The following is a 14,015-nucleotide window of genomic DNA, read 5'->3' on the forward strand; positions in this document are numbered from 1 at the left end:
ACGTCAGCCGTCGCGGAGGACGAGCGTGCACGGGACCGCGGCGCCCCACGGCTGGGTGCGGATGTCGAGGACGGCCGTCGGGTCCGCCCGGCAGGTCGCGACCGCGTCCCGGAACTGCGGCTGCCACTCCGGGCCGGTGCTCCGCTGGGCGCTCCCGGGGGCGTTCACCACCCACGTCGTCACCAGGACCGCGACCACGCCCCAGCCGACGGCCGCCCCGACGAGGTGGGCCGCGCCTCCTGGCCGGGAGGCCCGCACCGCCACCCGACGACCGCTCCCGCCGGGCGTGACCACCCGGTCGACGAGGACCGCGGCGGCGACCACGACCGCGGCCGTGAGGAGCATCCCGGCTGCGGCCCCGTACCGGGAGGGCGTCGCGGTGAGGAGTGCCGCCGGGGCGACCTGCGACCACCGGCCGTCGGCCGACCGGTTCGCGAGGAGGGCCGCCGTCCAGACCACGGCGGCACCGAGGGCGAGCGCGAGGGCGACGACCGCGGTGCGCCCGCGGCCGGTGCGCAGCGCGACGCCGCAGCCGAGGAGGACGACGACGACGACCAGCACGGACGGCACGGCGAGCACCCACCAGCCGTGGTCGACGACGGCCCCCGCCACGGCTCCCAGGTCGGCGTCCCAGAGGCCACCGACCGTCTGCAACAGCCACCCGGCGACGACGTCGGACGCGGCCGGGTGCCCGGGGGCGGAGGCGCGGGGGGTCGTGAAGGCGGTGACGACCTGCGCGGTCGCGGCCGCGACGGCCGCGACCGTCACGGGCAGCGCCAGGAAGCGTCTGCCGCCGCGGGGGCCCGGCACCGGTGCCGACGCCGGTGCCGGCAGCCAGGCGAGCACGAGCAGCGGGAGGAACAGGACCGCCTGCGCCTCGGTCGCGAGCACCAGGACCGTGACGACGCCGAGGGCTCCGGCCCCCCACCACGTCCGGCTCCGGTGGGCCAGTACCCACGGTGCGAGGAACAGCGCGAAGGTGTGCAGGTTCGCCGCGTTGCCGGAGACCTCCCACGGCGCCGTCGGCAGGGCCACCGGGACCACGGCGAGCACGAGCCGGAGCGGCCACGACGGCACGACGTCCCGCGCCAGGACGAACACCGCCGCGCACACCGCACCGGCCAGCAGGCAGGACGTCGCCGAGACGACGAGGGCGTAGTCGGCGACCGGGAACAGCAGCGCGAGGTCCACGACGAGCCGCGGCACGAGGTGCAGGTAGCCCGCGTAGGGGTGGAAGAGGCTCGCCACCGGCCCGAGGGCCAGGTGCTCACGGAGGAAGAGCCCGCCGTCCTCGGCCCACACGGTGCCGCGGGCGACCGGACCGAGGCGGACCCACGCGCTCACGGCGGCGAGCACGCCCACGAGCACCACGGCCGACACCGCGGCGAGTGCCGACCTCCAGCCCCGCGCCGCGTGTCCCATCGGCCTCGACGGTAGTGCGGAGACCGACGATCCGCGATATCGACGCTCCGGGATGGCGTCGGACGCCCCCAGCGGGGTGCGTCATCATGGACGGATGACGGATGCCCGGACGACGCGACTCGTGCTCGCGCGCCGGTACCTGTCCGCATGGATCGGGTTCTCGGCCGGTGGACGGTTCAGCCAGGCGCTCGCGACCGCGATCGTCCTCTTCGCCTTCGGCGAGCCGACCGTGCGGGTGCTCGTGGGGACCGCCGGCACCTGGGCCGTCCTCGTCACGCTCGTCGTCCTGGCCGGCCTCAGCCTGCTCGGGCAGCGCTACCGGATCGAGTGGCACGGCGTCCTGCCGCTGTCACTGCTCGCGTTCGTCGGGTACTGCGGGCTCAGCGTGCTCTGGAGCGAGTACTCCTGGGTCGCGCTCCGCGGGTTCGCCGAGACGCTCGGCTTCGTCGGGCTCGGGCTCTACCTGGCGCTCGGCCGGGATCTCGTGCAGGTCATCCGGGCGTGCGGTGACGCCTTCCGGATCCTGCTCGTCGTCGCGCTCGCGCTGGAGGTCCTCTCCGGCCTGGTCCTCGACGTCCCGTTCCCCGCGTTCGGGATCCACGGCGACATCGCGTACGGCGGCCCGATCCAGGGCATCGGCGGGACGCGCAACGTGATGGGCTTCATCGCCGCCACGGCACTCGTCACCTTCGTGGTCGAGTACCTCACACGCTCCGTCCCGCACTGGCGAGCCATCGGCTCCACCGCCCTGGCGGTCATCACGCTCATGCTCGTGCAGTCACCGATCACCGGGCTCGCGATGATCGCGCTCACGGTCGCCGCGCTGGCGATGTGGTCGCTCCGGCACGCGAGGCCGGCGTCCCGCCCGGTCGTCAACACGGTCCTCGGGGTGTTCGTGCTCGCGATCGGCACCGTCCTGGTGGTCGCGCGGAACCGGGTCCTGCCCGAGATCGGGGCCGCCGGCGGCACCTCGACGCGGCTGGCGCTCTGGTCGCAGATCCGCGACTTCATCGAGCAGCACCCGGTGCAGGGCTGGGGCTGGGTCGGGTCCTGGCCGAGCGAACCCGTCGTCCCGTACGTCACCTTCGTCGACCCGTCCGGCGTCCGCTTCACCTCGGGTCTCGACGTCGTCGTCGACGCCTGGCTGCAGGTCGGGCTGGCCGGCATGCTGCTGCTGGTGGCCGCGGCGCTGCTCGCGTTCGCCCGCTCCTGGGTCACCGCGACGACCTACCCCGGCGTGGCCTACGTCTGGCCGGCCGCCGTGCTCGTGCTGCTCGGCGTCACGAGCGTGGCCGAGAGCACGCTCCTGCACGGCGCCGGTCTGATGGTGTTCGTGACCGTGCTCGTCGTCTCGGCACGCCGTCGGTCCTGGCGTCGCCGGCTCCTGCACGCCTGAACTGCGGAACGGGCAGAGCGGGGACTGCGGCGGTCGGACCGCGGGGCGGTCGAGCAGCGCGGCAGGTCTCCGTCAGGCGCGTCGCGCCCGCGGGCGGAACCGGCGCTGGAGGCCCCACTGGGTGGTGCGGAGCATCGCCTCGACGACGATGGCCTGGCTCATCTTCGACACCCCGTGGACACGGTCGCGGAACCGGATCGGGACCTCGACGATCGCGCCGCCGAGGTCGTGCACGCGCAGCGTCATGTCGACCTGGAAGCAGTAGCCCTTCGAGTCGATCTCGTCGAGTGCCATCCGGGCGATCACGTCCGCACGGTACACACGGAAGCCGGCGGTGATGTCGTGCACGTCGAGCCGGAGCATGATCCGGGCGTAGGCGTTCCCGCCGCGGCTCAGCAGCTCGCGGTGCTTCGGCCAGTCGACCACCGACCCGCCGGTCGTCCAGCGGGACCCGATCGCCAGCATGACGTCGTCGGCCGGGTCCGCGTCGGCGACCGCCGCGATGAGCGCGGGCAGGCGGTCCGCGGGGTGGGACCCGTCGGCGTCCATCTCGACCAGCAGCTCGTACCCGCGCTCGAGTCCCCACCGGAACCCGGCGACGTAGGCCGTCCCGAGGCCGAGCTTGCCGGACCGTCGGAGCAAGTACACCCGGTCGTCGTCGGCCGCGCGGCTCGCCACGAGGTCACCGGTGCCGTCCGGGCTGCCGTCGTCCACGACGAGCACGTGCGCCTCGGGGACGACACCGAGCACCCGGTCGAGGATGTCGGCGACGTTCTCGGCTTCGTTGTAGGTGGGGACGATGACGAGGGTGCGCGGGATCTGGAGGTCAGCCATGGTTCTCTCTGCGGTGTCGTACGGGCACGGGCGCGTCGGCGTCCCCTGCCGGGAAGGCGTCGCTCCGGATGGTGGAGCAGTCGGGGGTCGCGTCACCAGCGCCGCGCCCTCGTCCTGGAGCACGTCGCACACGGCGGCCGACAGCCGGACCAGGGCCACCCCGGCCGCGATCGCACCGGCCAGGACCGGCAGCGCAGCGCCGGGATGGTCCGCGCGACGGTCGTGGGAGCGCACCTCGGGCGGCCGTCGGTGTGGTCACCGTCACGGGCTCGCCGGTCGGGCCAGCGGCGACGGGGATCATCCGGACATGATGCCGGACGGGTACCCGGGTGAGCGAATCCGCAGGGTACCGCGTGTCGGCGGGACTCAGGACCACAGAGCGGTCGTCCACCGCTGCGTGGTGCCGTCTCCGGTGCCCGGCCGGGAGGCCGTGGCCGGCCCCGTCTCGGAGGTCGCGTCCGTCGGCCCGGCGTCCTCCACGGTCCGGGAGCGGCCGTGGACCCCGTGCCCGTCCGCGTCCCCCTGGACGTCAGGTCCGTCGAGCGTGGTGCGTGCCTCCGGCGACCGGAGTGCCGCGAGCGTCACGGCCACGGCCACGGCCAGCAGGAAGAGTGCGACCACCGCGACCAGCCCGAACCCGACGGGGCCGAGCGGTGTCTGGCCAGCCAACAGCCGGAGCCCGAGCGTCGTCACCTTGAGGTGGAAGCCCTCGTAGTAGCCACGGTAGGCGACCGACCAGCCGTAGACGGTCATGAGCGCCGCCACCACGACGACGGTCCGACCGAGTCGGCGGCGGTCGTCCTCGTTCCGGACGAAACGGCGCCAGGCGATCGCGCTGAGCACCGCGAGGACGCCGACGAGGACGAAGTAGTAACGGCCCTGGATGCCGCCGATCGTCGTCGTCCGGAGGTAGGTCGACCAGTTGTTCTGCAGCCCGGCGGCGAGCGTGAAGAGCGGCAGGAGGGCGAGCAGCCAGGCCGTCCGGCGAGCGCCACTCCGGAAGCCCCACACCAGCACCACCCCGATGGCGACGACGCTGAGGGCTGCGATGACGATCGGGCTGGAGGGGTACTGCAACAGGCCGTACTGCCCCCAGAACGAGTTCGTCACCCGGTTCCACTCGGTGTTCACGAAACCACCGACGTCGGGGCCCTCCCCCGGGGCGAACTGCTGGGTGCGGATGGACTGCGGCAGGCCGGCGGGCTGCAGGGTGTGGAAGACCAACACGTTGCGCACCCACCACCACGAGGTGGCCAGCACCGGCACGACGAGCACGACGGCTCCGCGGAGCCACCGGCTGCGCCCCTGCCCGGCGATGACGACCGCCACCACGGCGAACGGCACGAGGGGCAGCGCCGTCGCCTTGAACGACACGGCTGCGGAGGCCGCGACCGCGAGCGCCACGAGGGTGACCCAGCCGCGGTCCCCCGTCACGATCCGGCAGACCAACCAGACGACCACCGCGCCGAGGATGATCACCGGGGTGTCGTTCGTGGCTGACGTCCCGATGAACCCGACCTGCGGGATGAGGAACAGCGACGCCGCGGCGACGAGTGCCGTGCGGGGCGAGCGGGTCACGCGCCGGACGGCGGCCCAGACGACCAGCGGCAGGGTGCCGAGGACGGCGACGTTCATGAGCCGCATCGCGTAGAGGTCGAGGTCCCAGCGGAGGTGCATGTACCCGATGAGGTGCAGCACACCGGCGGCCATGGCGTACCAGGTCGGCGGGTGCTGGGTCATCTGGTTCGTCGCGCCGTTGCCCGGCGCCGAGGCCAGGAGCGCCTCGAGCGTCGGCCGGTCGACCTGCAGGAAGCCGAGCCCCTCGGCCTGGCCGGCGCGGGTGGCGGAGAGCAGCTTCAGGTGCGTCGGGTCGGGCCACCCCTGACCCATCGCGAGCTGCACGGCGGCGTCCCAGTGCGCGATCTCGTCCGGCGACCCGAACAGCGGCTGGAGGGACGCCCAGAGCACCAGGACCGCGACGAACGCCAGGACGATCGCGGTGATGGACAGTCGTTCACGTCGGGACGACCGCACAGCGGTCCCAGGTTCGGTAGGCATCCCCGCCACTGTAGGAGATCCGCAGCTACTGCACCGTCACCGACTTGCAGCCGAGTGCCGTGTCGGACGCACCGCCGGGGTCGACCGCGGTGACGCAGACCTGTGAGACGCCCGTCGGCGCTGCGACCTTCGCGACGTACCCCGCCTTCGCACCGGCTGCCGGGTACACCTTCTGGACGTCAGGACGCGCGGCGCCCGTCTTCGCAGCGGTGGTGGCCTTGCCGACGGTGACCCGGAGCGCGATCGGAGCGGCACCGGTGTCGGGGTCGTACGCCCAGCCGTTCACCGTCACGGCGCCCGCGCCGGGGGTGACGGAGTCGAGACGCCCGACCGGCGGGCTGGCGACCTGCACGGTCCGGCAGCCGAGCGTCGTGTTGGCGGAGCCGGCTCCGGTGTTGATCGCGTAGACGCAGACCTGGTGCGGTCCCGGCTTCGCCGCCACGGTCGCCTGGTAGCCGTGGGCTGCGCCGAACGCCGGGTAGGCCGCGCCGATGTCCGAGCGCGCGACGTCCGCGGGGAAGCGCTTGCCGACGCCGTCGACGTAGACGTCGACGTTGATCGGCTTCGCGGTGTCGCCGTCGATCGCCCATCCGCGGACCGAGACGCCTCCGGACACGGGGGCGACCTGGTCCACACGGCCGTCCGGCGCCGAGGCGACCGCACGGACCGTGGTGCAGGTGCCGAGCTGGGCGTCGTGCCCGGCGCCGACGTTCACCGCGGTGACGCAGACCTTCGCGTTGCCGCTGACGGCGGGGACCGTCGCCTCGTACCCGTGCACCGATCCGGCCGCCGGGTAGGCCTTGCCGACGTCGGCACGCGTGCGGTTCGCCGCGATCGTCGTCACCTTGCCGCCGACCGAGACCTTGACGGTGAGCGCGGTCTTCGGCTGGTTCGGGTCGTAGGTCCACCCGCGGACCGCGACGCCGCCGACGACGGTCGTGACGGAGTCGACCCGACCGTCCGGCGAGGCCTTGGTCACGGTGACCGACTTGCAGCCGAGGCTCTGGTTCTTCGTCCCGTCAACGCTGATCGCGGAGGCGCAGACCTGGTGCTTGCCCGGGGTGGCCGCGATCGTCAGGTCGTACCCGTGGGAGTTGCCGGAGCCCGGGTAGGCCTTGCCCACGTCGGGTCGGCTGGCGTTCGCGGTGTAGCCCGCTCCGGAGGAGTCGACGAAGACGTGCACGCGGGTGGCGGCGGTCGTCGTCGGGTCGATGGCCCAGCCGCGCACGGCGACGGCGTCACCGGCGTCCTGGACCGAGTCGAGTCGGCCGATCGGCTTCGCGGACGCGGTCGGGGAACCGAACCAGTCCGTGTACATCCGCCAGAAGTTGCGGTTGCCGTAGGCCGAGCACGAGTCGCCGGTGCCGTAGAGGTTGTTCAGTGCCGCCGTGTTCGGCGTGTACGGCGTGTAGTAGTAGAGCGCGGCGGTAGCCTTGTTCTGGACTGACACCGACTTGGTGCCGCAGGACGTGGGGACGTTGTACTGGATCTGCCGCACGCCGCCCGGGTTGAACCAGGTGAAGTAGTTGCTGGTGCCCGCGGGGTTGCCGTAGCGCTTCCACTGCCAGGCGGACCAGTAGACCTGGTTGCCGACGCCGGCGTAGGCCGGGTCACAGTGGCCGCCGACGTTGTCGGGGCAGGCGTAGCCCATCGCTCGCTCGAGCCGGGCGGCGGAGGGGTTCCGCGCGGTGGCGCCGCTGACCAGGGTCTGCTCCTTCTGGAGCGTCACGAGGATGACCTTCGGGCTGATCGAGCAGGCTGCGGCCACGCGGGAGATCATCACCGCGGCCGTCAGGTTCGACCCACCGGTGACGGCGCGGCACATCGGGTCGCTGCCACGGGAGTTCATGCTGAACTTCCCGTTGCTGAGGCAGGAGCTCGACGCACAGGTGCCGACCTGGGCGCTGAGGAACGACTGGATCTGCGCGGCGGTCATCGCTCCGCCGTCGTAGAAGTTGGCGTCCGAGATGATGTTGCCCGCCGAGAACGACGAGCCCGTCACCGCGGACGCGGGCTCCTGCGAGGCGTTGGGACCGGACAGCTGGAAACCGACCAGCACACTCGCGACCGCGAGCACGCTCGCGATGATGGCGACGACCTTCTTCACGTCGTTGGGCCTTCCGTTGGCGTCGACGGGGTTCTGTGGCGTGCGCGATGCGCTCTGCGCAATCGGTCGACCCCTGACGAACGACCGGTGCACACGGGTCACATCAGGCTACCTGGATCACAGTGATCACACAGCCCCCAGTCCGTCCCCCCGAACGGGAGGCCCGGCGCGCCACCGCCCCGCCCGCCGTGCACCGTGGTCCCGCCCTCCCAGGGACGCCTGAGCGTCGCTTCAGTCGGGTGCGTCAGCCGATCGGCTCGAGCGCCGCCTCGACCCGTCGCCGGACCGCCGCGCCGACACCGTCACGACGCCGGGCGTGACGTGCGTGGCGGAGGACGGCAGGGGCCTCCCGGCAGAGGCGCCACCACGCGGCTGGCGTGAGCTGTGCCGAGCGCGGACCGAGCAGGTCGCGGACCAGGCGCCCCACCGTCCGGAGGACGACCCGCAAGGCGAAGCCGGCCGAGGCGTTCCGCAGGACCACGGCCAGACGGTTCCGCATGCTCTGCGACCGGACGAGTGGAGAGTCGCTCCCCGAGCTGGCGGCGTGGCGGTGCACGACGACCGCGTCGGGGGCGTGCCGGACCTCGTACCCGGCGAGCCGGAGGCGCCACGCGACGTCGAGGTCCTCGTAGTACATGAAGAGGGTCGGGTCGAACCCGCCGACCTCCTCGAGGGGGTCGCGGCGGAGGAACGCCGCGCCACCGGAGAAGCCGAAGAGCGGCGCGGACTCCGGCCCGTCGTCCAGCGGCCGGAGCCAGTCGCGGTCGCGTCCGTTGCCGGACCGGTCGAGCACCACACCGGTGCCGTTGACGAGGGTCTGCCCCACTTCTGCACGCCGCCAGCGTCGGCCGTCCGGCGCGACCAGGTCGTCGGCAGACCGCCGGTCACCGGCTGCGACGGGGGCGAACCGGCCCTCGAGCACGACCGTCGCGGCGACGGCCGCGACCCGCGGTCCACCCGCGGCGAGGACCGCCAGGCCACGGTCGAGGAACCCGTGGTCGGCGACCGCGTCGTTGTTCAGCAACACCACGACGTCACCCGAGGACGCCGCGATCCCCCGGACCACACCCCCGGCGAACCCTGCGTTGGTCGGGTCGGGGACGACGACGACCGCTGGGTGGTCGGCCCGGTAGGCGGCCACCGTGGCGTCGTCCGCCTCGTTGACGACGAGCACCACCTCGACCGAGGCGTCGACCCGCTGGGACAACACGGAGGCGATCGCGCGGCGGGTGAGCTCGGGCTGGTGCCAGTCGATGATGACCACGGAGACGTCCACCGCGTCAGTCTCCCAGGTCACAGGTGTCCGGAGACCGCGTCGGTATAGTCGTACCCGCCTTCCGCAGGCACCCTCGCCAGCTGACGTATGGAGTCGTTCCGTGTCCACCTCCGCGCCCCGCGTGTCCGTCGTCGTCATCAACTTCCGGGGGACGGACGACACTCTCGAGTGCATCGCCCGCCTGAGCGAGGTCGACTGGCCGGCCGACCGCCTCGAGATCGTCGTCGTCGAGAACGGGTCCGGTGACGACAGCGAACAGCGGCTCCGGGCCGCGCTCGGTGCGCAGCAGAACGTGAAGATCATCGTGTCCGCCGAGAACCTCGGCTTCACGGGCGGCAGCAACCTCGGTGCGCGCGAGGCGAGCGGTGACGTCGTCGCCTTCCTCAACAACGACGCCAAGCCCGACGTCAACTGGGTCAAGGAGGGCATCGCCGGGTTCGCCCCGAGCCCCCGTGTCGCCGCCGTCGCCAGCAAGGTCCTCGACTGGGAGGGCAAGACCATCGACTTCGTCGAGTCCGGCCTCAGCTGGTTCGGCATGGGCTACAAGAACCACATCGCCGAGCTCGACGACGGCCGGTTCGACGAGCCGCAGGACCTGCTGTTCGGCACCGGGTCGGCGCTCTTCGTCCGCCGCGACGTCTTCCTCGAGGTCGGCGGGTTCGACGAGGGCCTGTTCATGTTCTACGACGACGTCGACCTGGGATGGCGCCTCAACCTGCTCGGCTACCGGGTCCGGTTCGCGCCGCGCTCGGTGGTCTACCACAAGCACCACGGCTCGATGAAGTCGTTCGGCGACCACCGCGAGATGTACCTGCTCGAGCGGAACGCCCTGCACCTGCTGTACAAGAACCTCTCCGACGAGAACCTCGGCGTCTTCCTGCCCGCTGCCCTCGCGCTGCTCGCCCGCCGCGCCGTCGCGAAGAGCGGTCGCGACTCCGAGGAGTTCGACATCCGCCGCTTCACCGGCGCCCCGGACGAGTTCGACCCGACGACGCCGATGTCGAAGGAGGCGGTGGCCGGGCTGTACGCGCTCGACCAGTTCGTGTCGGACCTCCCCCGCCTGTCGGAGGAGCGTCGCCGCATCCAGGGCCAGCGCGTGAAGACCGACAAAGAGGTCTTCCGCCTGTTCGGTGACGCCTTCAAGCCACTGTTCGAGGACGGCTACTTCCTCGAGGGCTACCAGGCCATCATCGAGGCCTTCGACGTCGAGCAGCCGATGCACCGCACCCGCGTGCTCGTCATCACCGGCGACGCCCTCGGCGAGAAGATGGCCGGCCCGGGCATGCGGGCGTGGAAGATCGCCGAGGCGCTCAGCGAGCACAACGACGTCCGACTCGTGACCTGGAACGTCGCGAACCGGAAGACCGACCGCTTCGAGGTGTCCCGCGTCCCGCTCCAGCACGAGCGCGCCATGCGGGAGCACGAGGAGTGGGCCGACGTCATCTTCTTCCAGGGCTACGCGCTGCACCACTTCCAGACCCTGCAGAACTCGAACAAGATCATGGTCGTCGACCTCTACGACCCGATGCACCTCGAGCAGCTCGAGCAGGCCCGCGACAACGGTGACGTCGGCTGGCGGAACCAGGTGACCTCGACCACCGAGGTGATCAACCGGCAGCTCGAACGCGGCGACTTCTTCCTGTGCGCCTCCGAGCGGCAGCGGCTCTTCTGGCTCGGACAGCTCGCGGCGGTCGGCCGCATCAACCCCGACAACTACCTGGCCGACGACAACCTGCGGAAGCTCATCGCCATCGCACCGTTCGGCATGGACTCCACCCCGCCGGTGCACGAGCGCAAGGCGATCCGCGGGGTGACCCCCGGCATCGGTGAGGACGACAAGGTCGTCATCTGGGGCGGTGGCATCTACAACTGGTTCGACACCCCGTCGCTGGTCCGCGCGATCGCCAAGGTCGCCGAGACGCACGACGACATCCGACTGTTCTTCCTCGGCGTCGCACACCCGAACCCGGACGTGCCGGAGATGGCGATCGTGTCCGAGACCCGTCGCCTCAGCGACCAGCTCGGGCTCACCGGCAAGCACGTGTTCTTCAACGAGCAGTGGGTCGCCCTCGACGACCGCCAGAACTACCTACTCGAAGCCGACGCCGGCGTCAGCACGCACTTCGCGCACATCGAGACGACGTTCTCCTTCCGCACTCGCATCCTCGACTACATGTGGGCGAACCTGCCGATCGTCACCACCGACGGCGACAGCTTCGGTGACCTGGTGGCCGCCGAGGGCATGGGTGTCGCGGTCGAGGAGCGCGACGTCGACGGACTCGCCGCCGCCCTCGAGTCGATGCTGTACGACCCCGAGGCCGCGCAGGCCGCCCGCGACGCGGTGACCCGCGTCCGCTCCGACTTCACGTGGGAGCAGGCCCTCTCCCCCCTCATCGAGTTCTGCAAGGACCCGCACGTCGCCGCCGACCGCGCGCACGAAGCGGCGGTCCCGGCCGGGTCGCTCGCCGCGGCCGGACGCCCCCGTGTGCAGCTGAGCCCGGCCCGGCAGCGCGAGCTCCAGTTCCACCAGATCGCGAACAGCCGTCACGGCATCTCCCGGGACGTGCGCCTGGCCACCTGGTACCTCCGCGAGAACGGCGTCTCGGGGCTCCGGGACAAGGTCCAGAACCGTGTGCGCATCATGCGGGAGAGCAAGAACGGACGCTGACGTCCGGCGGCCGCTCCCGGTCGCCGATGTACAGTTGTCCGTCGCCCGCGTCGAATGTGAGGAAACACCTTGAGCAACATCGTCACCGAGCGGTTCGATCGGCTCCGCCAGGAGCGGATGATCCCGGCCGGTCGGCCGGCCACCGCCGTCATCGGGTCGATCCGCGAGGTCTTCGCCCACCGGCAGCTGCTCGACCTGTTGATCCGCCGTGACCTGAAGTCCCGCTACAAGGACAGTGCGCTCGGGTTCGCGTGGACGCTGATCCGTCCGCTCGTGCAGCTCGCGATCTACTACTTCGTGCTCGGCAAGATCCTCGGCGCGTCCCGCAACATCCCCGAGTTCGCCGTCTACGTCTTCGCCGGACTGACCCTCTACGGGCTGTTCAGCGAGATCGTGGCCGCGGGCACGGCGTCGATCGTCTCGAACGGCGGGCTGATCAAGAAGATCTACCTGCCGCGCGAGATCTACCCGCTGGCGAGCGTCGGGGCGGCGCTGTTCAACTTCGGCGTGCAGCTGGTCGTGCTCCTCGTCGCGACGCTCCTGCAGAGCGGGTTCGCCTGGATCCGGCCCGACCTGCTCTACTTCTTCCCGTCGACGCTGGTGATCCTGATCTGGGCGACGGCCCTGGCGCTGCTCCTCGCCGCCGCCAACGTGTACCTCCGCGACATGCAGTACCTCGTCGAGGTCCTGGTGCTGCTGCTGATGTGGGCCTCGCCCATCGTCTACAGCTGGCAGCAGGTCGCGAACGCTGCGCCGCAGTGGCTGCTCACGCTGTACACCGCCAACCCGATCACCCTCGCCGTCCTCGGGTTCCACCGGGCCTTCTGGACCGCCGGCCCGGACTCGGAGTACCCCTCGCACCTGCTCCTCCGCCTGGTCATCGCCGGCGTCGTCGGCCTCATCGCGCTGGTGCTGTGCCAGCGGGTGTTCGCCAAGCTGCAGGGCAACTTCGCCCAGGAGATCTGACCCGATGACCCTCGACAACGCCACGCAGGAGACCCGCTCCCCGTTCTCGGACGCCCCCGCGGTCGTCACCGTGAAGAACGTCTCGAAGCGCTTCACGATCCGCAAGGACAACTCGCTCAAGGAGCGCGTCGTCACCCTGGGCCGCGCCGGACGTCGGCACAGCGAGGACTTCTGGGCGCTCAAGGACATCAGCCTCGACATCCCCGCCGGTACGACGATCGGTCTGCTCGGCCCGAACGGCTCCGGCAAGTCGACGCTGCTGAAGACCATCGGCGGCATCCTCGAACCGACCACCGGGTCCGTCGAGCGTCGCGGTCGCCTGGCCGCGCTCATCGAGCTCGGCGCCGGCTTCCACCCCGACCTGACCGGTCGCGAGAACGTGTACCTCAACGCCGCGATCCTGGGCCAGACGCAGGAGGAGACCGAAGCCCGCTTCGCCGACATCCTGCAGTTCTCCGGCATCGGCGACTTCATCGACACGCAGGTGAAGTTCTACTCATCCGGCATGTACGTGCGACTCGCCTTCGCGGTCGCGATCAACACCGACCCGGACGTCCTGCTCGTCGACGAGGTCCTGGCCGTCGGTGACGAGCAGTTCCAGAAGAAGTGCCTCGACAAGATCCGCGAGTTCCAGGAGCAGGGCCGCACGATCATCCTCGTGTCGCACTCCCTCGGCCAGGTCCAGGAACTCTGCGACTCCGCCGTCGTGCTGCACCACGGCGAGGTCAAGTTCCAGGGCTCGGCCCGCCTGGCCGTGAAGAACTTCCGCGAGATCCTCGAGGGACGCCGCGTCGCCGAGGCCGAGGCCGCGAACCCGGAAGAGGACGCGAACCCCGGCAAGGTCGAGCACGTCGAGCTCGAGATCCCCGGTCGCGCCCCCGGCGCCGAGCACCGCCACGGTGACGACCTCGTCATCCGCGCGACGTTCTCGCACGCCGACGTCCTGCCCGAGTGGCGGGCCGGCATCAAGATCGAGAACCACCTCGGCCACCCCGCCTTCGGCATCGACAGCCGACAGACCCAGGTGCGGCACGACCCGCTCCGGGGTTCGGCCACCGTCGAGTGGCACCTCAGCGACCTGCGGCTCGGCGGCGGGCAGTACTTCGTGCACGTGTTCCTCGCCAAGCCGAACGGCGAGCACATCGTCATCGAGCGCGAGGCCGCCCGCTTCGTCGTCGTCGACGAGGACACCCAGTCGGGGATCGCCTGGACGAAGACCACCGAGCGCCAGGTCAAGGGCTGACGTTGGGCGTACTCCCGGTGCTGGTCGACGCCACGTCGGTCCCGC

General features: G+C 71.3%; 9 protein-coding genes. 4 read left to right on the forward strand and 5 right to left on the reverse strand.

Annotated features, from left to right (window positions below; translation table 11 throughout):
• Nucleotides 1–3: 3 nt before the first annotated feature.
• Nucleotides 4–1,422 (reverse strand): hypothetical protein, encoded by a 1,419-nt coding sequence (locus DEJ24_RS14225; protein WP_111079188.1) that lies wholly within the window; start codon nucleotides 1,420–1,422, stop codon nucleotides 4–6.
• Between the two features lie 94 nt (nucleotides 1,423–1,516).
• On the opposite strand from DEJ24_RS14225, the gene DEJ24_RS14230 reads away from it, so the two are divergent.
• A complete protein-coding gene (locus DEJ24_RS14230) occupies nucleotides 1,517–2,818 on the forward strand; it encodes an O-antigen ligase family protein (protein ID WP_111079189.1) in 1,302 nt (433 codons plus the stop codon).
• A 72-nt stretch (nucleotides 2,819–2,890) separates the two neighbouring features.
• Here DEJ24_RS14230 and DEJ24_RS14235 read toward each other — a convergent pair whose 3' ends face one another.
• The 4 genes from DEJ24_RS14235 to DEJ24_RS17125 form a co-directional block, all read right to left on the reverse strand.
• Nucleotides 2,891–3,652, reverse strand: coding sequence for a polyprenol monophosphomannose synthase (locus DEJ24_RS14235; RefSeq protein ID WP_111079190.1), 762 nt, complete (start codon nucleotides 3,650–3,652; stop codon nucleotides 2,891–2,893).
• 366 nt (nucleotides 3,653–4,018) lie between these two features.
• Complete coding sequence (locus tag DEJ24_RS14240; protein ID WP_111079191.1) at nucleotides 4,019–5,710, reverse strand: DUF2142 domain-containing protein; 1,692 nt, start codon at nucleotides 5,708–5,710, stop codon at nucleotides 4,019–4,021.
• A gap of 25 nt (nucleotides 5,711–5,735) precedes the next feature.
• The gene (locus DEJ24_RS14245) at nucleotides 5,736–7,817 is read right to left on the reverse strand and encodes a hypothetical protein (protein WP_111079192.1); all 2,082 of its coding nucleotides are present in this window, start codon (nucleotides 7,815–7,817) and stop codon (nucleotides 5,736–5,738) included.
• 244 nt (nucleotides 7,818–8,061) lie between these two features.
• On the reverse strand, nucleotides 8,062–9,093 hold the full coding sequence (locus tag DEJ24_RS17125; RefSeq protein WP_220036724.1) for a glycosyltransferase family 2 protein: 1,032 nt from the start codon (nucleotides 9,091–9,093) through the stop codon (nucleotides 8,062–8,064).
• A gap of 100 nt (nucleotides 9,094–9,193) precedes the next feature.
• On the opposite strand from DEJ24_RS17125, the gene DEJ24_RS14255 reads away from it, so the two are divergent.
• The 3 genes from DEJ24_RS14255 (at nucleotide 9,194) to DEJ24_RS14265 (ending at nucleotide 13,970) form a co-directional block, all read left to right on the forward strand.
• The gene (locus DEJ24_RS14255) at nucleotides 9,194–11,761 is read left to right on the forward strand and encodes a glycosyltransferase (RefSeq protein ID WP_220034445.1); all 2,568 of its coding nucleotides are present in this window, start codon (nucleotides 9,194–9,196) and stop codon (nucleotides 11,759–11,761) included.
• A 69-nt stretch (nucleotides 11,762–11,830) separates the two neighbouring features.
• Nucleotides 11,831–12,727 carry an ABC transporter permease gene (locus DEJ24_RS14260; protein WP_258366266.1) on the forward strand — a complete coding sequence of 299 codons (897 nt, stop codon included), beginning with the start codon at nucleotides 11,831–11,833 and terminating at the stop codon, nucleotides 12,725–12,727.
• Nucleotides 12,728–12,731: 4 nt separating this feature from the next.
• On the forward strand, nucleotides 12,732–13,970 hold the full coding sequence (locus tag DEJ24_RS14265; protein ID WP_111079194.1) for an ABC transporter ATP-binding protein: 1,239 nt from the start codon (nucleotides 12,732–12,734) through the stop codon (nucleotides 13,968–13,970).
• The last annotated feature ends 45 nt before the right edge of the window (nucleotides 13,971–14,015 follow it).

Origin of the sequence: Curtobacterium sp. MCPF17_001, from assembly GCF_003234615.1 — a bacterium.
In the GTDB taxonomy this organism is placed as follows: Bacteria; Actinomycetota; Actinomycetes; order Actinomycetales; family Microbacteriaceae; genus Curtobacterium.

What these genes read in the sequence shown, in the direction of transcription:
- DEJ24_RS14225 (WP_111079188.1), bottom strand. Translation starts at nt 1,422, where the DNA reads ATGGGACACGCGGCGCGGGGCTGGAGGTCGGCACTCGCCGCGGTGTCG.
- DEJ24_RS14230 (WP_111079189.1), top strand. Translation starts at nt 1,517, where the DNA reads ATGACGGATGCCCGGACGACGCGACTCGTGCTCGCGCGCCGGTACCTG.
- DEJ24_RS14235 (WP_111079190.1), bottom strand. Translation starts at nt 3,652, where the DNA reads ATGGCTGACCTCCAGATCCCGCGCACCCTCGTCATCGTCCCCACCTAC.
- DEJ24_RS14240 (WP_111079191.1), bottom strand. Translation starts at nt 5,710, where the DNA reads ATGCCTACCGAACCTGGGACCGCTGTGCGGTCGTCCCGACGTGAACGA.
- DEJ24_RS14265 (WP_111079194.1), top strand. Translation starts at nt 12,732, where the DNA reads ATGACCCTCGACAACGCCACGCAGGAGACCCGCTCCCCGTTCTCGGAC.